General features: G+C 48.7%; 17 protein-coding genes. 8 read left to right on the top strand and 9 right to left on the bottom strand.

The annotated features are described in order from the left end of the window. The first annotated feature begins 81 nt into the window (after nucleotides 1-81). Nucleotides 82-1,239 carry a zinc-dependent alcohol dehydrogenase gene (locus tag ACYVGR_RS21615; RefSeq protein WP_460960534.1) on the top strand — a complete coding sequence of 386 codons (1,158 nt, stop codon included), beginning with the start codon at nucleotides 82-84 and terminating at the stop codon, nucleotides 1,237-1,239. 27 nt (nucleotides 1,240-1,266) lie between these two features. Then, nucleotides 1,267-2,313 (top strand): SDR family NAD(P)-dependent oxidoreductase, encoded by a 1,047-nt coding sequence (locus ACYVGR_RS21610; protein ID WP_460960532.1) that lies wholly within the window; start codon nucleotides 1,267-1,269, stop codon nucleotides 2,311-2,313. Nucleotides 2,314-2,425: 112 nt separating this feature from the next. On the opposite strand, the gene ACYVGR_RS21605 is transcribed toward ACYVGR_RS21610, so the two are convergent. Both ACYVGR_RS21605 and ACYVGR_RS21600 read right to left on the bottom strand, forming a co-directional pair. Next, nucleotides 2,426-3,718 carry a hypothetical protein gene (locus ACYVGR_RS21605; protein WP_460960530.1) on the bottom strand — a complete coding sequence of 431 codons (1,293 nt, stop codon included), beginning with the start codon at nucleotides 3,716-3,718 and terminating at the stop codon, nucleotides 2,426-2,428. Between the two features lie 34 nt (nucleotides 3,719-3,752). Next, nucleotides 3,753-5,708, bottom strand: a complete 1,956-nt coding sequence (locus ACYVGR_RS21600) for a beta strand repeat-containing protein (RefSeq protein ID WP_460960528.1) — start codon at nucleotides 5,706-5,708, stop codon at nucleotides 3,753-3,755. Between the two features lie 218 nt (nucleotides 5,709-5,926). On the opposite strand from ACYVGR_RS21600, the gene ACYVGR_RS21595 reads away from it, so the two are divergent. Then, nucleotides 5,927-6,715 carry a class I SAM-dependent methyltransferase gene (locus tag ACYVGR_RS21595; protein WP_460960526.1) on the top strand — a complete coding sequence of 263 codons (789 nt, stop codon included), beginning with the start codon at nucleotides 5,927-5,929 and terminating at the stop codon, nucleotides 6,713-6,715. A gap of 118 nt (nucleotides 6,716-6,833) precedes the next feature. Further along, entirely contained in the window at nucleotides 6,834-7,151 is a 318-nt protein-coding gene (locus ACYVGR_RS21590) for a hypothetical protein (protein ID WP_460960524.1), read from the top strand. Here ACYVGR_RS21590 and ACYVGR_RS21585 read toward each other — a convergent pair. Then, the gene (locus ACYVGR_RS21585) at nucleotides 7,051-8,937 is read right to left on the bottom strand and encodes a beta strand repeat-containing protein (protein WP_460960522.1); all 1,887 of its coding nucleotides are present in this window, start codon (nucleotides 8,935-8,937) and stop codon (nucleotides 7,051-7,053) included. The two genes, ACYVGR_RS21590 and ACYVGR_RS21585, sit on opposite strands and share 101 nt — an antisense overlap. A 223-nt stretch (nucleotides 8,938-9,160) precedes the next feature. Between ACYVGR_RS21585 and ACYVGR_RS21580 the strand changes: the two genes are divergently transcribed. Next, on the top strand, nucleotides 9,161-10,717 hold the full coding sequence (locus ACYVGR_RS21580) for a tail fiber domain-containing protein (RefSeq protein WP_460960520.1): 1,557 nt from the start codon (nucleotides 9,161-9,163) through the stop codon (nucleotides 10,715-10,717). 5 nt (nucleotides 10,718-10,722) lie between these two features. Here ACYVGR_RS21580 and ACYVGR_RS21575 read toward each other — a convergent pair whose 3' ends face one another. Together ACYVGR_RS21575 and ACYVGR_RS21570 are read right to left on the bottom strand one after the other, a co-directional pair. Beyond that, nucleotides 10,723-12,831: a tetratricopeptide repeat-containing sensor histidine kinase gene (locus tag ACYVGR_RS21575; protein WP_460960518.1), complete on the bottom strand. Its 2,109-nt coding sequence runs from the start codon at nucleotides 12,829-12,831 to the stop codon at nucleotides 10,723-10,725. A 151-nt stretch (nucleotides 12,832-12,982) separates the two neighbouring features. Beyond that, a complete protein-coding gene (locus ACYVGR_RS21570; RefSeq protein ID WP_460960516.1) occupies nucleotides 12,983-13,831 on the bottom strand; it encodes an LGFP repeat-containing protein in 849 nt (282 codons plus the stop codon). Between the two features lie 290 nt (nucleotides 13,832-14,121). Between ACYVGR_RS21570 and ACYVGR_RS21565 the strand changes: the two genes are divergently transcribed. Together ACYVGR_RS21565 and ACYVGR_RS21560 are read left to right on the top strand one after the other, a co-directional pair. Next, complete coding sequence (locus tag ACYVGR_RS21565; protein WP_460960514.1) at nucleotides 14,122-15,945, top strand: sensor histidine kinase; 1,824 nt, start codon at nucleotides 14,122-14,124, stop codon at nucleotides 15,943-15,945. Nucleotides 15,946-16,210: 265 nt separating this feature from the next. After that, nucleotides 16,211-16,951 carry a LytR/AlgR family response regulator transcription factor gene (locus tag ACYVGR_RS21560; RefSeq protein WP_460960512.1) on the top strand — a complete coding sequence of 247 codons (741 nt, stop codon included), beginning with the start codon at nucleotides 16,211-16,213 and terminating at the stop codon, nucleotides 16,949-16,951. Nucleotides 16,952-17,243: 292 nt separating this feature from the next. On the opposite strand, the gene ACYVGR_RS21555 is transcribed toward ACYVGR_RS21560, so the two are convergent. Together ACYVGR_RS21555 and ACYVGR_RS21550 are read right to left on the bottom strand one after the other, a co-directional pair. Next, entirely contained in the window at nucleotides 17,244-17,432 is a 189-nt protein-coding gene (locus ACYVGR_RS21555; protein ID WP_460960510.1) for a hypothetical protein, read from the bottom strand. Continuing rightward, complete coding sequence (locus tag ACYVGR_RS21550) at nucleotides 17,407-18,192, bottom strand: polysaccharide deacetylase family protein (protein WP_460960508.1); 786 nt, start codon at nucleotides 18,190-18,192, stop codon at nucleotides 17,407-17,409. The genes ACYVGR_RS21555 and ACYVGR_RS21550 overlap by 26 nt, the downstream gene beginning before the upstream one ends. A gap of 386 nt (nucleotides 18,193-18,578) precedes the next feature. Between ACYVGR_RS21550 and ACYVGR_RS21545 the strand changes: the two genes are divergently transcribed. After that, entirely contained in the window at nucleotides 18,579-19,580 is a 1,002-nt protein-coding gene (locus tag ACYVGR_RS21545; protein ID WP_460960506.1) for a type I glyceraldehyde-3-phosphate dehydrogenase, read from the top strand. A gap of 88 nt (nucleotides 19,581-19,668) precedes the next feature. Here the strand turns inward: ACYVGR_RS21545 and ACYVGR_RS21540 are convergent, their stop codons facing one another. Both ACYVGR_RS21540 and ACYVGR_RS21535 read right to left on the bottom strand, forming a co-directional pair. Further along, nucleotides 19,669-20,391 (bottom strand): siderophore-interacting protein, encoded by a 723-nt coding sequence (locus tag ACYVGR_RS21540; protein ID WP_460960504.1) that lies wholly within the window; start codon nucleotides 20,389-20,391, stop codon nucleotides 19,669-19,671. Between the two features lie 62 nt (nucleotides 20,392-20,453). Beyond that, nucleotides 20,454-21,335, bottom strand: coding sequence for a helix-turn-helix domain-containing protein (locus tag ACYVGR_RS21535; protein ID WP_460960502.1), 882 nt, complete (start codon nucleotides 21,333-21,335; stop codon nucleotides 20,454-20,456). Nucleotides 21,336-21,630: the final 295 nt, after the last annotated feature.

The following is a 21,630-nucleotide window of genomic DNA, read 5'->3' as shown; positions in this document are numbered from 1 at the left end:
GTTTTTGAAAAACCTACTCAGGCTGGCAACGTTGGAGGTTGTATTCGAATACTCGACTCAACGTATCTTTTCCAGTACATTATGAAAGCAGCCGTTTTTCACAAAGTGGGCGATATCCGTTACGAAACAATGGATGACCCCAAAATCGAGCAATCGCGGGATGTTGTTTTGCGCATTACCTCAACAGCCATCTGTGGCTCAGACCTTCACATTTATGATGGTTTTCTGCCCCAGTTTCGCAATGAAGTACTCGGTCACGAGTTTATGGGCATCGTTGAAGAGGTCGGCTCAGAAGTATCTAATCTCAAAAAAGGTGATCGGGTAGTCGTGCCCTTTACCATCGCTTGCGGGAAATGTTACTTCTGCAACCATCATCTGGAAATGCACTGCGAAAACTCGAACCCTGAATACTATGGTCCGGATGGTGGGTTACTCACCGAAAAAGGTGGCGGGCTGTTTGGTTACTCCGACCTGTATGGTGGCTATAACGGTGGTCAGGCTCAGTATGTACGCGTTCCCTATGCCGACTATGGCCTGCGTCACGTACCCGAAGAGCTTAAAGATGAGCAGGTACTTTTCCTGTCGGACATCTTCCCGACGGGTTGGAGCGCAATCGAATGGGGTGCCCTAAAAGGAGGTGAAACCGTCGCTATTTTCGGCTCGGGACCAGTTGGTCTGATGGCTCAGAAGTCGGCCTGGCTGCAAGGCGCTGGCCGCGTAATTGCCATTGATCCACTTAATTACCGATTGGAGCGGGCCAGGCGTGTCAACAACGTTGAAACACTGAACCCCCACGAAGTTGATGTGATTGAGGCTATCCGAAGTATGACCGAAGGACGCGGGGCAGACCTTTGCGTAGATGCGGTTGGGATGGAAGCTGAGCGGTCATTGCTCGACAAAGCTAAAGCCGTCATTAACCTGGAAAAAGGAACGACCAGTGTATTGGAACAATGTTTTCAGGCCGTCCGCCGGGGCGGTATTGTATCGGTTGTTGGCGTTTATGGGACGCCTTCCGATAATTTCCCAATCGGTCGTGTATTCGACAAAGGCGTAACGATCCGTACAGGCCAGTCCTTTGTCCACAAAAACATCGATCATTTACTTGATTTAGTCGTACAGGGCAAAGTCGTACTGGATGATATAGTCTCGCATGTTTTGCCATTGGCTGATATTTCACGCGCCTACGACATCTTTAAGAAAAAAGAAGATGACTGTACAAAGGTGATTTTGAAACCTTAGAGAAAGAATTAAACAAAAAACTCAACGATGGAAACTCAGAACAACGAGAAAACGGTCCTGATCACCGGGGCATCCAGTGGTATTGGCCGAGAATTAACCCGACTTTTTGCGAAGGATGGCTATAAGCTAGCCCTGGTCGGTCGTGATCAGGATAGTCTGCAACAATTAGCCAACAATTTATACAACCAGTACGGCACGAATTCAACCCTCCTGATTAAGGATTTGGCAAACCCCAAAGCGCCTGAGGAGATCTATAAAGAGACTACAAAGAAGGGCCAACAGATTGATATTCTGGTCAACGATGCTGGCTTTGGCGAGTACGGCAAGTTTGCCAACGAAACTGATTTGCAAAAAGAATTGAGTGTAATTCAGGTTAACGCCGTTGCGCTGATGCACTTGACCAAGTTGTATTTGAAAGATATGGTGGCCAGGAATGATGGCAAAATTCTAATGCTTGGCTCGGAGGTGTCGGTCATTCCGAACCCAATGATGGCGGTTTACGGGGCAACCAAGGCGTTCATAAAATCGTTTGCTGAAGCCATTCGAAACGAGCTGAACGATACAAAGGTGACTATAACAGTGCTGATGCCTGGGGCTACCAATACCAATTTCTTTAAAACGGCGGGTGCCGATCATACAAAAGGAGCCGATCCGCAGAAAACGGCTAATCCCGCTGAGGTTGCAAAAGCAGGCTACGAAGCCTTACTGCGCGGAGATGATCATGTCGTGGCGGGCTGGGTAAACAAGGTGCGTGTGGCGGCAGGTCATGCGCTGCCTGATCCATTTTTGGCTGCTCAAACCCGAAAAGACATGATGCCTAAGGATGAGGACGAACAGCAGCAAAAACAATCAACGGCTATTGCAATAGCGATAGGAATAGCTGTGGTTAGTGGCCTTTGGCTATTATTCCGGAAGGAACAGGCTTACTTACCAAGCGCTTACGATAAAATGAAGTATCGGTATAAGGCAGATAAAGCCGCTCGATCAGCGAAAGAGGTTCTGGACAACGTTGCGGACTCCGTTAAAGGATCGTACAAGCGGGCGAAGGCCAACCTGGAGGAGACAATCGCCTAAGTACTTTGTATTCTCCTGGCTAAACAGTCCTTTGCTGACTATTTAGCCAGGAGAGTTTCTACCTGATTAGCTAGCGTTTCTTTTTACCGATCAAAGTTCGATAGGACTACCTTCAAAAACCTAACTCAGCGGGAAGTAGCCAACGGATTGAACTAGTGGCGGGCCATAACCAATTTTGGTGCAGGGCTGGGCCTTGAGGTGGGCTATTGTCTCTACTATAGGCTCCCCAGTATCCGTTATACCGCAATACAATGTTGGCCCCCGGAAATTCACTGAGTGGGTGTTCTACTTCACCCAGATTCGGTGGGGTGGCCGTTAAATAATGATAGCTCTTGCCGTTGTGATTCGGCGCACCAAAGAACTTCCAGTTTTCGCTCGGAAAAAATTCGTGGGTGCCATTTTCGATATAGACGGCCGGATGGGTGAACTCGGTCGTCTGCGGGTCTCGAAAAAGCCGGACAAGGTTGTTCTGCGCCTTCGCAATCTGATCCTCGTTTCGTACGATATCAGCCTTCGAGCCTAAATGGGCCAGATCGAGCGAGGCCGTGCTGTAATTAACACCCTGAAACTCTCTGTAAATGCCGAATGATACGTCTGCAATCGTGCCTATCTTCGCCACGTTTTGCGGAGTCATATCAAAGCGAAACAGGATGCCGTGGGCAAAATGAAACACACTGACAATCTGCTTATTTCGGGGATCGTAGAGTAGTTGAACCGATGTCCAGTCGCCTTCATGATCCCCTATATCGAACGGTTTGTTGGCACTATTATAACCAAACAGTTGCCAGTATTCGATCTTGTAATACGGTTGGCCCTGCGCATCGCCACCATAGCTGTGGTGGAAATCATACCCAAACGGGTCGGTTAGCTTAACCGGAGTTACATGGCCGTACAACCCCACGTTCTTATTGGCCAGTACCACACCCCAGGTATTTCCATGTCGACCAGGATTATCGACACCATTTACTTTACCCAATGGGTTGATGTGATAGTTCGTCAAGGCCCTATTTTTCAGGATATCGGATGACCCGAACTTATCATTCACAGCCAAAATACCTGCGGCAAGCTGCTCTCTCGGCACAATGGTTTTACTATCTTCATCACCACTCGCGAGCAACACCGATTGGTTCAGGTACCAGAGCGCATCGGCCGGGCGAAAATTTTCATCACCACCGTCGTTGGAAAACAGATAAAACGGCCTGAATCGCTCCAGTAACTGGTGCTCTAGGTTGTCGTCGATGCCATCCTGGTCCTGGTCGACAAGGGCTGGGACTAACGTCGTCCCGTGCCTGAGAACATTGGTTGAAACGGGTGGAACCTGCGACCAGGCCGTTATTGGATACAGGTCGAACAGGAGAATAGCCAAACACGAGTTGGCAACTACGGAAACAAAGCGTTTTGTCATGGGTAGCTGGATTTGATAAAGACAATCGGTACGTTTACCGTCGATTGAGCAGGCGTTTGATTTGTCGATTTTCGGCCTGTAGATGCTGAATTTGCTTTTGTTGACCAAGCAGGTATAAGGTCAACTCTTCAATTTTCTGAAGCAGCGTAGCATTCATTTTCACCAGACCAACACCTTCTTTCGCTACCTGCTCTGCTGAAGGCACATTGGGCAAATGACCAGTCTGTTTGATGTACGCTTCAAGGGCAGACAACGGTCTAAGCGAGTAGGCGGACGTAAATACCTTATCGCTCCACTCGCCGGGATTGTTGATACGAAGTTGATACCGGGCTTTCACCACATCCCCGTTTTCGTTGACGGTCAAGAACTGGTCGGTGAACAAACAGGTCGGACTTTGACGGGTGAGTTTGGTCAGACGTAAGCCGCTCTTATCTAGCTCATCAGCGACTACTTCCAACTTGCTCCTGGGGGCAGAAGTACCAATGCCCACGTTGACCTGATGCCCCAGAATCAGCGTATTGCTGGCTGCTACTCGACTGTTAGACCCAATAGCAATGCCATTGACGATGCCATCCTCGGCCTGGCTGTTGTAGCCCATCAGCACGTTGTCATTGCCATCGGTAATGGCCGTGCCTGACGTGGGTCCGATGATGATATTGTTGCTGCCGGTGGTGACGTTGTACCCTGCATGGTAGCCCAGGAAGGTGTTATTGATGGCGGTCGAGTTAGTATACCCCGCTTTGGAGCCGATGAATGTGTTGCCCGACACCGTATTGTTGAGTCCTGCCGAATCGCCGATCATCACATTGAAGCTACCACTGGTGTTAGTATAACTACTGGCGGAGCCAACAGCCACATTGCCCGATCCAGTCTTGTTAAAAACCCCAGCATTTGACCCCATGACCGTGTTCTGTTGGCCTATGGTATTGGAAACTCCAGCCGCATAGCCCACAAAGGCATTTTTGGACCCGGCGGTGTTATTATATCCGGCCCTATAACCAGTAAAGATGTTACCTGAGCCGGTGGTCATATAATAACCCGCCAAAGTTCCAGTGATAATGTTGTAGGTGCCGGTACTGTTGTAATATCCGGCATAAGAGCCGGTGAAAATGTTGTCAGTACCAGTGGTGTTGGAAGCCCCACCATAAGAGCCGGTGAAGATGTTGTTGCTACCGTTAGAATTGGCATATCCGGCCTGATAGCCGGTGAAGATGTTATTATTACCTGTATTTCTATAGCCGGCAAATGAGCCAGTGAAAATGTTATTATTGCCAGTTGCGTTAGAATACCCAGCCTGGTAGCCAGTGAACGTGTTATAACTACCCGTAGTGCTAAAATAGCCGGCTGAAGAGCCGTTGAACGTATTGTAAAAACCAGTGGTATTGGAATAGCCAGCAAAATCGCCGGTGAAGATGTTATTGTAGCCAGTGGTATTAGAATAGCCAGCAACTATGCCGTTGAACGTATTGTTATTGCCAGTGGTGTTAGAATACCCAGCCTGATAGCCGGTGAAGGTATTGGCATTGCCCTTGGTGTTGGCATTACCAGTCTGATAGCCAGTAAAAACGTTGTTATAACCGGTAGTGTTGGAACCACCAGCAAACGAGCCGGTGAAGATGTTGTTATAACCCGTGGTGTTGCCATTACCGGCCTGATAGCCGGTAAACGTGTTATAGGAACCAGTGAGGTTAGAATTACCGGCAAACGATCCGGTGAACGTGTTATATGCGCCTTTGGTGTTGGAGAACCCGGCCGAAGAGCCTGTGAAAACATTGTAATTACCCGTGGCGTTAGAATAGCCCGCATAAGGTCCTACCAAGGTATTATAAAAACCCGGCGTAAACGAATTCCCGACATTGGCAATATAGTTGGAGTTTTGGGCGTATACCGACAACCAGTTACTAAGTCCTAGCCAAACCAGTACCAATAACCGGTACAGTCGGAGATTCGACAGGTACTGACGATGAAGGCTAAAAAAGAGTTGATACATACCGATGCAGGTCTATAAATACATACCTAAACATCGTCAATCCATCCCTGCCTTGCCCACTTTATCGACTAGCTACCCAGATTGGCCGTCATAAAATCTTTACCGTCGACAAACGGCGTCAGTCGACAAAAACAGTAGTCTGTCGACAAAGTTGATTCGCTATAGTAGTTCATACCTGAAGGCGGTTATTTTTATTCTTCATTTAACCGACGACGATCATGGGATCACAAAAAATACAAGCCGAGCTTTGGAGCATAGCTGCTCAGGATTGGGCTGATTATCAGGAGACCACCTTGCTGCCCGTATTCGAGCAGTTGGTCCACGACTTTAGCCAGACATCAGCCCACACACTACTCGATGTTGGTTGCGGGTCAGGACTGTTCTGTCAACTGGCGATGCAACAGGGGCTGGATGTATCGGGGCTGGACGCTACGGCTGAGTTCATCGCCATTGCCCAGCACAAAGCTCCCCATGGTCATTTCACGACGGGCGACATGGAGGAATTACCTTACCCCGACCACACCTTCGATCTGGTTACGGGGATCAATTCGTTTCAATATGCGGCCAGTCCGGTGCAAGCCCTGAAAGAAGCGTACCGCGTCCTGAAACCGACCGGTAAACTGGTGGTTGCCATCTGGGGTAAAGCTCAGGAATGTCAGGCAGCCGTTTATTTGAAAGCACTGGGCACCCTGATGCCTCCTCCACCTCCCGGTACACCCGGTCCGTTTGCTCTCTCGGAAGACGGTGCACTGGAAAAACTGCTCAGCGATGCGGGTTTCCGGTCTGGTGAGCGGCAACGTGTGTCCTGCCCGTTCATGTATCCAGATCTGGATACAGCTCTGAAAGGCTTATTATCTGCCGGTCCGGCCCAGCGAGCTATTGGACACTCCTCGTATGAAGCGGCTGCTGAGGCCGTTACCAACGCCATTACCCCCTTCAAAACCGAATCGGGCGGCTACCGAATGGAGAACACGTTTTATATACTGGAAGCAACTAGTCAGGCTTAGTTAAACGTAGACGCTAATCATCCATCTATTCAAATTTCCAATATCTTTTTATAGCTCAACACGTTATACGGATGAACCGAATAATCTTTCACTCAACTTTATTGACCCTTTATCTGAATTGACCCTTTATCTGAGTTTTTTAACAGCCAGCTACGGCCAGGTGGGTATCAACTCGCCCAGTGGAGTAACACCCACGCAGGATCTGGAAGTTTATACGCGCAATGGCTTTCTGGTGCAACAAAAATACTGGCTGGTGTTGGGCGACCCTAACGCCAGCGTGACCACGATGACTAACGGGGCCAACCCGCCTGCACTGACGGCAGTAACTGGAATTCTTAAAGACCCCTCGGGTGATGCAGGCTATACGGCGGGCGTGTCGTACTCGGCCGTACAGACCATCTCGCCCTTCGCTCCAACCGGTTTAAACGGGAGTTAAGGGTCTGAAGCCTGTTTTCTAGCTGAATACTATATAAAGTTAACTCCTCCACCTTCTCCAGCAGCGTCGCATTCATCTTTACCAGATCGACGCCTTCTTTGGTTACCTGCTCTGCTGATGGGACACCCGGTAAATGTTGATGAGTCTGTATATAGCTGGCTACTTCGCTCAATGGCCGAAGGGTATATCCTGATGAGAATACCTGATCGCTCCATTCCTCTGGGTTGTTGATCCGCAGTTGATACCGGGCTTTCACCACATCCCCTTTCTCATTGACGGTTAAGAATTGGTCGGTAGTTTGGGTGGTTTTACTTTGACTGGTGAGTTTGGATAGCCGTAAGCCGCTGGTTTCTTCTTCATTAGCTACGACTTCCAGCTTGCTTCCGGGCACCGACGTACCAATGCCCACATTGACATTATGGCCTAAAATCAATGAATTACTAGCCGCTACTCGGCTATTAGATCCAATGGCGATGCCATTAAATATACCTTCATCCGCCTGACTGTTATACCCCATCAGGACGTTGTCATTACCATCAATTATAGCTGTACCTGATGTTGGGCCAATGATGATATTGTTGCTGCCGGTGGTCACGTTATAGCCCGCATGGTAGCCCAGGAAGGTGTTATTGGTAGCGGTCGAGTTAGTATACCCTGCTTTGGAGCCGATGAATGTGTTGCCCGACACTGTATTGTTAAAGCCTGCCGAATCGCCGATCATCACATTGAAGCTACCACTGGTGTTGGTAAAACTACTGGCGGAGCCAACAGCCACATTGCCCGAGCCAGTCGTGTTAAAAGCTTCAGCAAACGTTCCCATCGCCGTATTCTGCTGACCCGTCGTATTGCTATTTCCGGCAGCGGTACCCACAAAGGCATTAGAATTACCCGTTGTGTTAGCATACCCGGCAAGGGCACCTATAAAGGCGTTTTCGTAACCCGTCGTATTGGTATAACCAGCCTGGTAGCCAGTAAAAGCGTTATAATTGCCCGTTGTGTTTATATAGCCCGCATAGGCACCGATGAAGGCGTTTTTGACACCTGTTGTGTTTAATGAGCCCGTATAAGCCCCCAGAAAGGCATTGGAATTACCCGTCGTATTATTTTGACCCGCGTAGGTACCCAGAAAGGCATTGGCATAGCCCATCGTATTCTTCTGGCCAGACTCGTCACCGATAAAGGTGTTGTAACTGCCCGTTGTGTTTGACGTGCCCGCATAGGTACCCATGAAGGTATTTCGCAAACCTGTTGTGTTTGAAGAGCCTGCGTAAGCCCCCATAAACGTGTTATAGAAACCCGTCGTATTATTCTGACCGGCTTGATAACCTGTGAAGGCATTGGCATAGCCCGTCGTATTAGCATAACCCGCATAAGCCCCTACAAAAGAATTAGTACTACCAGTAGTATTTCTAGCTCCGGCATAAGCTCCCAGAAAAGCGTTTGTATTGCCAGAGGTATTATTAGTGCCCGCATAAAAACCTACAAAGACGTTAGAATTCCCGGCTGTATTGACATAACCAGCTTGATAACCTACAAACGCATTGCTAATACCGCTCATACTCGAATTACCCGCTAAAGGACCTACCAGTGTATTATATACGCTGGGCGTATTCGAATTTGCTGTGTTAGCTACATAGTTGGTAGTCTGAGCGTGTGTCGATAATGAACTGCTAAACGCAAGCCAAACCAGCCCTGCCAGGCGGTATGGCAAGAATTCCGCCAAACGAGTAACGTTGGCATTTAACCCTAAGCAGTAAAGGCAGATTCGGAAAAAAAGTTGATTCATAAACGATATAAGCCTATGTGAGCCCATAAACATCGCTAACGAATTCATGCCTTGCCCACTTTATCGACCAGTTGCCGAGGATGGTCGCCATAAACTATTTACCGTCGACAAACATCGTTGGTCGACAAAACCCAGAGTCTGTCGATAAAGGTGGTTTACCATAGCGTTTAGACTGGAAGGCCATTATTTTTATTCCTTATTCTTTACCGACCAACACGTTACGATGAAAAACCGAATACTCTTTTTCCTGACTTTATTAAGCCTTTGCTTAAGCCTCTCAACAACCACTTATGCTCAGTTTGGCATCAACGCGCCTACCGGGGTGCCACCCACGCAGGATTTGGAAGTGTACACCCGCAATGGCTTTCTGGTGCAAGGTAAATATCAGCGGGTGGCTGGAGACCCCAATACCAGTGTGACCACTATGGTCAATGGGGCCAATCCGACTGCCCTGACAACAGTGGTTGGGATTCTGAAAGACCCATCGAGCGATGGGGGCTACACGGCGGGCGTGTCGTACTCGGCAATACAAACTATTTCGCCTTCGGTATCGAGCTCAACAGTAATAGGCATCGAGATCATTTTTGATGACCTGAGCACCGAAGCAACCAGCGATTATGTATCGCTGACGGATCGATATGGCTATGAACAGCGGTTTTCGGGCAGCAATCCACCTGCTCGCATTGGGATAGACGGCTCCAGGGTGACAGTTCAGTTTATAACCAACAATAATAGTGTGGTGGGCCGGGGCTTTCAATTTCATTGGCGAGCCTTGGTGACTGACAACGTGCCGAGTACGAGCCAGATAGCGATAGGTTCTTCGCTCCAGTTTGACGCGTATCTATCTTCATTCCAGGCTGGCTCTAGGAACCATGCCAGTGGTAGTTATTCCACTGCGTTGGGGTCTGAAAACATCGCCAGTGCGAATTATTCCAATGCGTTAGGATCTGCCAACACGGCTAGCGGCCTAATAGCCAGCGCACTGGGATTTGCTAATAACGCCAGTGGGCAGGCAGCCAGTGCATTGGGCTCTGTCAATACAGCTAGTGGGCAGGCAGCCAGCGCGTTAGGATATAACAATAAGGCTAGTGGAGATTATTCCTGCGCGTTAGGATATAACAATACGGCTAGTGGGCTGGCATCCATTGTGTTGGGCTCTGTCAATACCGCCAGTGGAGATTATTCCAGTGCGTTTGGGTATAATATGAATACCAACGGCAAAAAAGGGGCTTTTATGATTGGCGATTCTGACCCACTGGGACAAGGTACTACCCTCAGTGGAGTTACCGACCAGTTCGTGGGCCGCTTTCTCAACGGGTATTTTCTGCTGACCAGTGGCGATAAAAATACGGGCTCCGGTTCGCGGACAGGGGTGCAGATCGGTCAGGGGCAGAACTCCTGGGCCAGCATCTCCGACTCGACCAAGAAGGAGCGCTTCCGCCCCATCAACCACAGTGACCTGCTACGGAAAATCAACGCCATGCGGCTGACCACCTGGAATTACAAGGGTCAGCACAGCATCCGGCATTATGGCCCAATGGCGCAGGATTTCTTTGCAGCCTTCGGCCAGGACGGGCTGGGGCAAGTGGGCTGCGATACACTCATTTACAGTCACGACTTTGCGGGCGTAACCTTTGCAGGAGTGCAGGCTCTCATCCGTGAGAATGAAGCGCTTAAGGCCCGGTTAGCGTCCCAGGAAGCTCGTTTACAACAGGCCAATGCTCGCCTGGATGCGCTCGAAGCAGTGCTTATCCCCCGTCGACGTGTAGCCCGCCGATAGCTAAATCAGTTACTACTCATAGCCAGCTTCTGGTGTGGTATTTTCAGGAGTACTCTCGTGCCTTTGGCCACGCCCTGTTCATCCACAAGGTCTTCGATGTCGAAAAAGGTATCGGTCTGGTCCAGCGAACTCAACAGGGCAAGCCGTTCGGCGGTCAGTTGCATCCCCAGTGATTTGCGACTTCCGGCTGGTTTCATTTTTAGCTTACCAGCCTGCTCCCGCCCCACACCATCGTCGGTGATGATGCAGTACAGCATGGATTCCTCCAGTCGGAACGCAATGTCGATGTTGCCCGGTCCTTCCTTATGCATCAGCCCGTGCCAGATGGCATTTTCGGCGAAGGGTTGCAACAGCAACGGCGGTATCCGAATCGTGTTAGTATCGAGGGTATTGATAAAGGTGATGCTGAAATTAAAGGCATTCTTAAACCGCAGTCGTTCGAGTTCGAGATAGAGTTTGAGCATCTCCAGTTCGTCGGCGAGGGTAATCAGCGAATGTTCCGAATTTTCGAGTACCATCCGGATGAGCGTGGCAAACGTGGTCAGGTAATTGGAGGCCGCCATCCGGTCGTTGACCAGAATGTAGCGGTTGATGGAGTTCAGGCAATTGAAAATAAAGTGGGGGTTCATCTGGGCACGCAGGGCTTTCATTTCCAACTGCTCGGCGCGTCGGCGCAACTCGTCCTGCTGATGCTGGTGTTCCATTTGTTCAACATGCAACCGGTCTTTGAGCTGTTGCGCTTCAAGCGCTGCATTCAGTCGGGATAGCCGAATCGCCCGGTAGCCGATCAGCGCAAGCAAACTCACAACGACCAGCCCTACCACCAATAGCCATTTCTCCAGCGATTCCTGCCGCAACTGCTGGCTTATAATGACTTTTTCCTTGTTGAGCAGTTCAATTCGAGCCTGTTTCTGGTCGATCTCGATCTGATCTTTAAACGCGAACAGGTTAGCTTTAAACTGGTTAGTAAGTAATGTTTCGCGTAGGGCGCTATATTCCGACAGGTATTGATAAGCCCGTTTAGTATCGCCAAGATGGTCATAGCTTTTCCAGAGCAGCTCGCTCGCATCGCGCAGACGGGGCCGAGCCCCGGTTTTTTGGGCTGTTTCGTAAAGTTCCTGCGCATAGGGAATCGCCTGACGATCGTCGTTTTTACCATGATAAGCTGAGGCTAAATAGTACAGATTGGCCATGATGTTCTCAACGCTATTGGAGGCACGGGCTTCCGCTAAAGCCGGTTTGAAGAGGCCAATGGCTTTGTCGTATTGACCATCGGCCAGGGCGAAATGACCCACGGCCGTGCGGGTACCTGGGCTTTGGGGTGCCAGTTTGATCGCTTTGCTGAGATAAAAATTGGCTGAGTCAGAGCGGTTCATGCGCTTAAACGCCCTCGCCAGGCTGGCATACACAAAATCAGGCTCGAAGGAAGTTTTGAAGGCGCGTTCGGCCAGATGCAGGTGATCAATAGCCGCCTGGTAATCATTGACACTGGTATATAATAGGGCCAGATTAAAATAGGACCAACCCAACGCGAACTGATTGCCCATCTTCAGCCGCTCGACATAGCTTTCTTTGGCTTTTTCGAGTCCTGTTTCGTAATCGCCTATGGCCCCGTAAGCCAGCCCCAGAAAAGTAAGCGGCTTACCGGGATCGCCCCCCGGATACCTTCGGAGAATCGGAAGCGACGCCGTCAGGTATTTGATACTTTCCTGGTAATTGGCCATTTTTAGTAAGACATCGCCCAGATAACACATTGCCCAGCCAGCATGGTAAGGATCTCTAGGCTGTAGTTTGTCGATAGCCTTCCGAAGCAGCGGGTCGGCCTTCTGGTAGTTACCTGCCCGCGTCAATACGGTTCCCCGGTTAAATTCAGCCAGATCAACCCCGTATGCGTAACCGAGCGTTTTGGATAGACTGAGAGCCTGCTCGGCGAAATACCCGGCCGAATCGAGTTTGATCCACAGATAGTATTCACTGAGCTGGTTGAGCGCATCAGCCCGCTGGGTGCCGGTCAGTGAAGGTAGCTCCCAGCGCAGACTATCGACATTCAACTCACCAGTGCTATAGGCAAAGAATGGCAATAGCAGAAAAAAAATCGTATACGGGCGTCTCATAGCAAGTGAGCGTTAATTACTCTTTGAAAGATAATCATCTGTAATCTATGCTGACGATCAACGATTTAAATTTACGTTTCTGAGCTATTGGCAGGTTCAGCACTGGTTTATACTTGCTTCTGCTGTATGACAAAATAGAAAATTGCGCGGATTAATAACAGGGTATTTTGGTTAAAACGGTTGACTGAAGACTCCCATTAGCCGGTACTATTGTATTATCAAGTTTCTTATACTGGCCACAGCCAGCAGTAGTTATATTGATCGTGCCATTCTGAAATTTGACTAGCTGTCCGTTATCGCTTAGAGTCGGATCGCAGCTTGACGTTGGGTTTCCCAGCCAGCCGGTGTCGCCCTCCGTATTGAGCCACATTTTATAAACTTTTCCCCAGATGGCCTGAGAACCAGCAGGACCAGCCACAATGCAACCGGCTCCGCTAGTACTGGCAAAATTATTATACCGACGCCCACTGTTATTGGTCGACTCGTCGTTGGTTGGGTAACCCAATACGCCAGCCCAGCGGTTAAGGGCGAGATACTTTAGATAAATATCGCCATACACCAGAAACGTCCCGCCGTTGGGTGAGGTAACAATGACACCTGCCGATCCGTCGGCTACCCGACTAAATTCATTGTAATACGTCCCGTCGCTGGTTGGTGCTGCGTCGGCGGTAAGAATGGCAAACTTATCCTGGCCTATAGCATCGTATTTTTTGAGTTCATTGTTATACATCCCATAAGCTACCCCGTTGAAGAAGTAAATAGCCTGGGATTTATTGCCGTAGTACTGCACCCAGCCTGTTGCACCCACCGTAGATTCGGCATGGTTGCTATTATCAGGGGTAATTGTCCAGCCCAGCGCTTTATATTTCAGGTCGATGATGGCCTGATAATTGGGGGTCATCGTGCTGTTATTGGTTGGAGAGACGCTGTCTTTTTTGCACCCTTCAAGTAGAACAGCTAACAGCAGCACTAAAAATAGTGACGTTGAAAATGGTTTCATGACGTTTAGAAGGACTAGTTAATCGGCGTCAGCCGATGGCTTGTGTTAAAAGTAGATTGTATGTGAGAGGCTTGCTGACAAAGTCGACAAGCCGTTTGCTTTCGCCTATAGACTCCCGATCAGGATCGCGGAACGTCATTCGTCGGCGACAGGCGTCTTTTGTCGCCGACGAATGACGTTAATTACGAATAACGCGCCATTAGCCGATAATCGACCCCATCGTATTACTTCAAAGACTCAACGGTGTTTATCTTTGGCAAACGAGCCTTTGTAAAAGCTCGTCGAAACAAATGCTCCGGGCTTATACTCTTCTGTTTTGGCTATGGGTCGTGTGGCCAGTTGTCGGCCTGGGGCAAGCAGGGGAGTATCAACAAACTCGCCAGCAGATTGATCGTCTTCGGCAGGTAGTGGCTGCTACTCATATCGATAGTCCCGCTTTAGTCGATACCTATCTACACTTATCGAGCCAGTACATCGGGTTAGACCAGGCCGATTCAGCTCATTATTTTCTGGAGAAAAGCCAACAGCTTGCCCGATCACTGCACTATTTATCCGGTCTGTACTTCGGCTTTGCTTACCAGACTGAACTCTTCGATCAGAATGCGCTCTACCCAGAAGCGCTTCATTACGCCGACAGCAGTCTGCACTATGCCCGGCTGCTCGGCGACCGCGAACTGATCGGAAATGCATACATGCTGATGGGGTTGATTTATACCGACTGGCAAAAACCTACGCGAGCCATAGCGTGTCTACAGCAGAGCCTGCCTCTGTTACCAACACGCAACCACCCACCCCACGATCTGGCTCGTCGGTTTCATGCGCTGAATAACCTCAGCCAGTCACATAATGTACTGAAACAGTATCCGGCAGCCGTAAAAGCCGGGCTGCAGGCATTAACTGAGGCTTTTGCCGATGGCTCAAGACGTGGACAATTAGTGGCGCACTGGTCAGTCGGAAATGCTTATATGGGTCTGAGTCAGCTTACCCAGGCTCTGCAACAGTATGAACAGGGCATCCAGATTGCCCACGCTGAGCAGGATTACGATGGTCTGTTGCTACTGTTACCCCGATTCTACGATGTGTTGCTGCGGCAGAATCAGTCTCTTCGGGCTGAGCAGGTGTTAACGGATGGGCAGAAGCTGATTGCGCGTCAACAACAGCGGCTGTCTGTCATTTCCCAAATTCAATACTACACCTACCTATCCGACGTATACGAACGTGAACGCCAGTGGCAAAAACTGGCCGGAACCCGAAAAGCCTTACTCCAATTGAGTCAGCAAGCCGACCAGCAACGCTCTGCCCGACAATTACAGTTGCTGCGGTCGGTGTATGCCCAGCAAACTCAACTGGCCATGTTAAGCCAGCAACAGCAGTTAGCCCGCCATCAGTTGGTTCAAATGCAACAAAAAGTAATCGCTCTGGGCGGAGTAGCAGTCCTGTTATTACTGCTGGGCGGAGCAGGATATATTCTACTCCGCCAACGGCGAACCGTTGCTCTGTTGCAACTCCGCAACCAGCTTGCTCAGGAAACTATACAGACAAAATTGCAGGTACTGAAAGCCCAGATTCATCCGCATTTTCTGTTCAACACACTCAACAACTTATATTCGTTCAGTCTACGGCAGTCGCCCCAAACGCCCGGCCTGATTTTGAAATTATCCAGTTTGTTACACTATGTGCTGTACGAGTGCGACACGCCTGATGTGAGGCTAACGCAGGAACTTACATTCATCGAAAGCTACGTCGAACTCGAAAAACTACGCTATGGGTCCCGCCTGAGCGTAACAACCAAGGTTTCAGGCAATGTAGCAGACTGGACAGTGGCGCCCCTGTTGCTGATTCCCTTGGTCGAAAATGCATTTAAACACGGAGCGGCTCAGCATACGGAAGCCGCCGTAGTTTCCATTATAGTACAGGCCAGTGAAACCAGTCTATCCTTTGAGGTAAAGAATAGTATCGCCCAGCCGCTTACTGCCCAAACCAGCGCAGGCATCGGACTTACCAACCTGCGTAAACGGTTCGAACTGGTTTTTCCTAATACGCATACATTCGGATACGGTGCTGAAGGAGATCATTTTGTGAGCAGGTTTACCATATGGCGATCAAATCGATAGGGTTCGCCTGACGAGCCTGAAGTAGTTCGGCGAGGCACAGATCAGACTGGACACCGATTGCGATCGGCACTTATCACGTTAGTTTACTTAGCTGTCACGAAGTGGTTATTGACACTATCTGCTTTAAGCAGAGCGATGTGTATGGGTTCGGGTTGGGTGTTTGCTGGTGCCGGTTCCTCAAAGGGCTGTGGTTGGATAGGAATAGTTGCCGGGGAAATGGTATCTTAGTCTGCCTTTTTCCCGACATACCCAAACCAACAAGAAGATGCTGCTACGTTGTTTGCTGGTCGATGATGAGCCCCCCGCCCTGGATGTGCTGGAGATGTACATCGAATCCATTGATGGCCTGACGGTAGTTGCCCGCTGCGAAAATGCGCTGGAAGCCTTTCGGGTGCTACAGCAGCAACCCATTGACCTAATGTTTCTGGATATTACGATGCCCAAGCTACTGGGAACGGATTTCCTGCGTTCGCTACGGAATCCACCAACGGTCATTATCACGACAGCGTACCGCGAATATGCCCTTGATGGATTCGACCTGGATGTAGCCGACTACCTGCTCAAACCCATTCCGTTCGATCGGTTCCTGCGGGCGGTCAGTAAAGTCATGAAGAAAAGTGAAAAAGCGGCCGAACACCGACTCATTGAGCAAGAGCCTGTTAAAGAAACGATTCACCCGGTCGGTGCAGATTCGCTGTTTTTTCGAGCCGACCGGAAGCTGATCAAAGTGCAGCCAGATGAGATTTTATACATCGAAAGCCTGAAAGATTATGTACGTATTGTAACCCGCACGGCCAAACCATTGCTGGTTAAGCAAACAATCAGTTCACTAGAAGCCCAGTTGTCTGCCAACCAGTTTGTGCGGATACATCGATCATTTATCGTGGCTGTTTCGGCGATCACCAGCTATACGCCCCGCCATGTCGAAATTGATGGCCAGGAACTACCCATCGGAAAACTATATCAGAAGGATGTTGAACGGACACTGGGTGTGTCGAACAGATAATGGTGCAGGGGGCCAACCTGGTTTTGTTGGCCTTTAGAGACGATTACCAAACTTCTACCCTTTGAGTTAATTCAAGTTTTACCCATTCTCAAATTGTTATCTCACAAACCAAAGTATTCGGGTTGGGTCATTGGCGCCGTGAAGGGTCTTTAGCTCTAAACTAGTGCTTTGACAAACTAGATTTTAACTGTTTTTATAGATTCTCGGGGCCGCCCGCGCGGTCGATCCTATTGCACTGATAATCAGAAACGATAGAATCAACCGCGCGGGCGGTCCCGAGAATCTATAGAAGCTAAATTGGACGAGCGCTAGCTAATAATTTCAGGACTTTCGCAAAAAGTGCTTTGGCCAGTTGCTTAACGGCATAACTGCTTTGTCGGGACAGGTCCATTTGCTGAATGAATACGCGCTGCGCAACGCCGTTAAGCGTAAAGCAGATTGATAGGAGAAGCAGATTAAGGAGCTTTCTGATTCTTGACATGTTGAGCCACCTCAATAAAAGGCGCAATCCAGATGTCGGCTGCGTTCTGCTTTAAGTAATGAATCAGTTTGCTATGTTCGGACAGCGCGACATTTAGTGAATGACCACCACCCACGCCATGAAACAGAAAAACAAGCAGCGAGTTACTGGCTTGCGCCTGCTTGACTAATTCAATCATCTGCTCGCCCGACTGACCATTCATACCGTAGGCGCCGATATCCGCCAGATTGATTTCGGCGATTTTCTTCATCTCGCTTTTGGTACCTCTCGCAGCTACAAAATCGCCTTCTACGGTTTTGTAATAATCAACATTACCAATTTTGGTATCGCCACAAGGGTAGGCAAACGTGCGGGCGCTTTGCCCATCGAGGGTTTTAAGCAGAATGTTGGTCATCTTCATCTCATCCGTCATTCGCTGAACGGTATACTTGCTCAAATCATTGGCTGGCTTTACCCATTCGCGGCCGGGGGTATTGCCTATACATGGATGAAACAGGGTATGATTGGCCAACTCATGGCCATGAGTAGCCACCGATTTCCAGCGGGTTATATGATTAGCAAAACCAGGGAAATAGCCCGACAAATAGAATGTTCCTTTCAACCCGAACGAATCCAGAACGGGAACAACATTGTCGAGGTGTACCAGCAAGGCATCGTCATAGGTAAGTACTACGGCGCATTTCTTACCGTTCCAGACGTTCTGAGCGTGTAGTAAAGCGGGCCAAAGGATCAATAAGGTGAGTAGGATTCGTTTTCGCATGTCGGGTTTTCTAAAAAGTTTTTTGACAGGATTGACAGGATAAAACAGGACTTTCAACTTATTCTGTAAGGTGAGGTGCTCACACCTGACAATTTTTCAAGAAGCCGACATCATCGAGTAAATCCGGTTTTATCCTGTCAAAATATATTCATTTTCTACTAAGTATCAGCAACCAAACTGCCTGATACCACTAATCTGGCTCATTCTGAATGGCCGTTAATCGTATACGACTTATCCACATCAAAATTAAGGCTTTCGCAAGGTGATGGGCGAAAGTCCTATAAAATAAGCAAATTAAGAGAACTATAGCCGTTGTTTTAGGCTTCTTCCTATGAGGGTTATATCTCATTATTCTGTACCAATAATCTCATAAACGCTTTATTTATATGGCAACGATTGCTTTATATGGATTCGGCCGGATTGGACGGCAGTTTCTCCGCGTTGGTTTAGAAAATAAATTATTTGTGCCGGTTGCAATAGCCGACATTCGGGACGAGCCTACATTGGCAGCCCTATTTTCAGTAGACACTAACTACGGTCGTTGGTCGGAACCAGTTTCGGGCAGTGAAGGCAAGTTAGTCATAGGCGACCGAACGATTCCATATATCAACTCATCGAAAGAAGTACCCGATTGGGCAGCCCTGGGCGTTGACCTTGTCGTCGACTGTACAGGCCGGGCTACAACCCGCGCTGGTGCCCAGGTTCATATTGATCGGGGTGCCAAGTATGTGCTGATTAGCGCCCCCAGCAAATCCCTGGCCGATTGCGACGCCGTATTGTTGAAAGGTATCAACCTGGATACGTTCGATCCGGCCAATCATCATATCGTTAGTATGGGTAGCTGTACCACCAATGCGCTGGCCTCTGTGGTGAAAGTCATTTTGGAAAACTTCGGTATCCAGTATGGTCTGTTTTCAACCGTCCACTCATATACCAATACCCAGTCTCTGACCGATCAGCCCATGAAAGACCGGCGCGACTCGTGGGCCGCTGCCGAAAATATCATTCCTTCGTCGTCGGGTGCCGCTCGGGCGTTGCAGTTCATTTGGAAAGACCTTAAAATTACCGGTAAAGCCTACCGCGTACCTACCCGAACCGGTAGCATTGCGGAGCTAAACCTGATTACCGAAAAAGATTGTACGGTGCAGGAAGTGAACGATGCGTTCCGCAAGGCCGCCAGTGAAGGACCTCTGAAGGGTGTTATGGATGTTCTGGAAGGAGAATGGGCATCCTCACGAATTGTCGCCGATCCACACTCATCCATTATCGACCTACCGCTGACGGCTAAAGAAGGCAACCTCTTATCGGTAGCAGCCTGGTACGATAACGAGTGGGGCTTTTCAAATCGTCTGGCCGAAGTAGCCGCGTTCCTGGCCGAACGGATCTAACGAATAAATCCAGATGCCATTGGGATAGGTGTACAAACCTGTCTCAATGGCATCTAAATTTATTCAGTAAGCCGTTAAAACGTACTTGCTATTCTAGTCCCGTTTTATTGGGTAGCCAGAATGGTTTGGTTTTAATCTGCCGACTCTCCCAATGTAGTTCGTTTCGAAAATGCTTATTTAAGGCGACACATAACCGTCCGTCGCCCCCTACGTACAGAATTCCTTTGCCCGATTTGTTTTTTAGTTGGGCGTCCAACTTTTCAATGACCGCCGAACCAGGATTTTGTGACAACTGATAAAAAGGAAATGGTTTTTCGCCAGTCAGATCGGCAAATAGATCGGACGTGGTATCGCCATAGATGAGGCTGATAACAGGCTTTGATGGCTCCAGATGGCGATTAATCTCATACAAATGAGCCAGAGCCGAAGGGTCGCCAACAAATACATAATAATCGCCCGATTGATCGACGGTGAACTTACCTTTCGGCCCACCGAAGTACAGCATATCGCCCAGCGCAATTTCGCGAACCCAACGGGCGCCAATCCCTGTCGAATGTGTGCAAACAGCTAAATCCATACTAGCGTTGGCTGGGTCATACTGCCAGACGGAATAGGTTCTGACTTTATCCTGCATGGATGTACCCTTATCTACCCCAACCAGTACGCGTAGGTGCTCGCCCGGTGTATACGGCAAATTTTTTAAGTCATCCCCTTGAATTTTCAGGTGAAATGTATGTTCAGTAAGTTGTTGCTTATCGATCAAAACAGCTTTTCGAGAAAACCGTTTGACAAGATTATCCAATACGCCCATTGTGTGCAGCAGAAAATGATTCGACTACAAAGAAACTGGGCATAAAGCCCGAAAAGAATGGCTTAACGAGGGCTTTTGGTGGACAAATCCCGGGATGATTGCCGAAACGAAATAGGCGTTTGCCCAGTAACCTTTCGAAAAAGACGCGAAAAATAGTGCTGGTCGTCGAAGCCAAGCTGATGGGCCACTTCTTTCACCGTCTGCTGCGTATTGTACAACAACCGCCGAGCTTCAAGCATTGTCTGGTGTTGAATCCAGTAGGAGACGGTGAAACCCGTTTTTTCCCGGACCGTATCGTTCAGGTGATTGACAGATAGGTGAAGGGCATGTGCATACTGCGCCGGACGTTTCCAATGAACGAAATTCGTATTTAGTAACTGCCGAAAAGCCCCCGTAATCTCATCAGGTCGGCTTTCAACGGATTCAGACAGGGTGTTACTCGGTTGATTGAGGTCGACAATGGCCGTAATCAGCGCGTTCAGCAGATAGCGAAGCGTAAGCAACTGGTGCGTTGTGTTACCATCGGAACGAAATTGACGCCAGACCAAATCGGTTAGTTCGTAAATCATGTTCAGTGCTCCCGCTTTATGCTCCGAAATATTCGAAAAGTTAATCAACCTGGTTAAATGGATCGTTTCCTTCGTAAGCAGGCCCGAATCAAATGAAATTACCCAGCCATCTATGTCACGATGTTCCAGTAAGCCATGTACTTGCTCTGGATGGATCATACAGAACGAGGGACCACTAAACGTATGTTCCTCGAAATCAATCAACTCCCGGCAGAAGCCGCTTTTCAGGACAAAAAGCAGATACGTCTCATCGCGGTGCGCGTTGACCACATCGTGCCCCACATTATCAATCGACTCGCGCATCGATTTTATAAAAAAGCCAGCTTTTGCCTCTTTATGCTGATTGAAAACGGGAATGGTTTGTTTTTTTGCCAAAGTTTAAATGTGCGTTTGGGTGTACTTGCATGTATTGCCGGTCAAACTATCTTTATTTATTGAATGCGAGTTTGTTATCGTTTTTAAAGTTAGCTACCCAATTAATTTAAGCTGAGAATAGGGATGTCATCGCACTTTTTTTGATTTTGCTGACAATTGGCTAAGTTTTTGTTTGAAAAGTAATATTAAGTTGTCAATATTGACTAAATGATTATTTTGCGAATTTTGTAAAATAAGATATATGGTAACTTTAAGGAGATAATACTGGTAATTATTTAATAAAATAGGCCAACTA

Source organism: Spirosoma litoris (assembly GCF_054776755.1).
This window is presented reverse-complemented; position numbering and strand designations above follow the sequence as displayed.

What these genes read in the sequence shown, in the direction of transcription:
- ACYVGR_RS21615 (WP_460960534.1), top strand. Translation starts at nt 82, where the DNA reads ATGAAAGCAGCCGTTTTTCACAAAGTGGGCGATATCCGTTACGAAACA.
- ACYVGR_RS21610 (WP_460960532.1), top strand. Translation starts at nt 1,267, where the DNA reads ATGGAAACTCAGAACAACGAGAAAACGGTCCTGATCACCGGGGCATCC.
- ACYVGR_RS21605 (WP_460960530.1), bottom strand. Translation starts at nt 3,718, where the DNA reads ATGACAAAACGCTTTGTTTCCGTAGTTGCCAACTCGTGTTTGGCTATT.
- ACYVGR_RS21600 (WP_460960528.1), bottom strand. Translation starts at nt 5,708, where the DNA reads ATGTATCAACTCTTTTTTAGCCTTCATCGTCAGTACCTGTCGAATCTC.
- ACYVGR_RS21595 (WP_460960526.1), top strand. Translation starts at nt 5,927, where the DNA reads ATGGGATCACAAAAAATACAAGCCGAGCTTTGGAGCATAGCTGCTCAG.
- ACYVGR_RS21585 (WP_460960522.1), bottom strand. Translation starts at nt 8,937, where the DNA reads ATGAATCAACTTTTTTTCCGAATCTGCCTTTACTGCTTAGGGTTAAAT.
- ACYVGR_RS21580 (WP_460960520.1), top strand. Translation starts at nt 9,161, where the DNA reads ATGAAAAACCGAATACTCTTTTTCCTGACTTTATTAAGCCTTTGCTTA.
- ACYVGR_RS21575 (WP_460960518.1), bottom strand. Translation starts at nt 12,831, where the DNA reads ATGAGACGCCCGTATACGATTTTTTTTCTGCTATTGCCATTCTTTGCC.
- ACYVGR_RS21570 (WP_460960516.1), bottom strand. Translation starts at nt 13,831, where the DNA reads ATGAAACCATTTTCAACGTCACTATTTTTAGTGCTGCTGTTAGCTGTT.
- ACYVGR_RS21565 (WP_460960514.1), top strand. Translation starts at nt 14,122, where the DNA reads ATGCTCCGGGCTTATACTCTTCTGTTTTGGCTATGGGTCGTGTGGCCA.
- ACYVGR_RS21560 (WP_460960512.1), top strand. Translation starts at nt 16,211, where the DNA reads ATGCTGCTACGTTGTTTGCTGGTCGATGATGAGCCCCCCGCCCTGGAT.
- ACYVGR_RS21555 (WP_460960510.1), bottom strand. Translation starts at nt 17,432, where the DNA reads ATGTCAAGAATCAGAAAGCTCCTTAATCTGCTTCTCCTATCAATCTGC.
- ACYVGR_RS21550 (WP_460960508.1), bottom strand. Translation starts at nt 18,192, where the DNA reads ATGCGAAAACGAATCCTACTCACCTTATTGATCCTTTGGCCCGCTTTA.
- ACYVGR_RS21545 (WP_460960506.1), top strand. Translation starts at nt 18,579, where the DNA reads ATGGCAACGATTGCTTTATATGGATTCGGCCGGATTGGACGGCAGTTT.
- ACYVGR_RS21540 (WP_460960504.1), bottom strand. Translation starts at nt 20,391, where the DNA reads ATGGGCGTATTGGATAATCTTGTCAAACGGTTTTCTCGAAAAGCTGTT.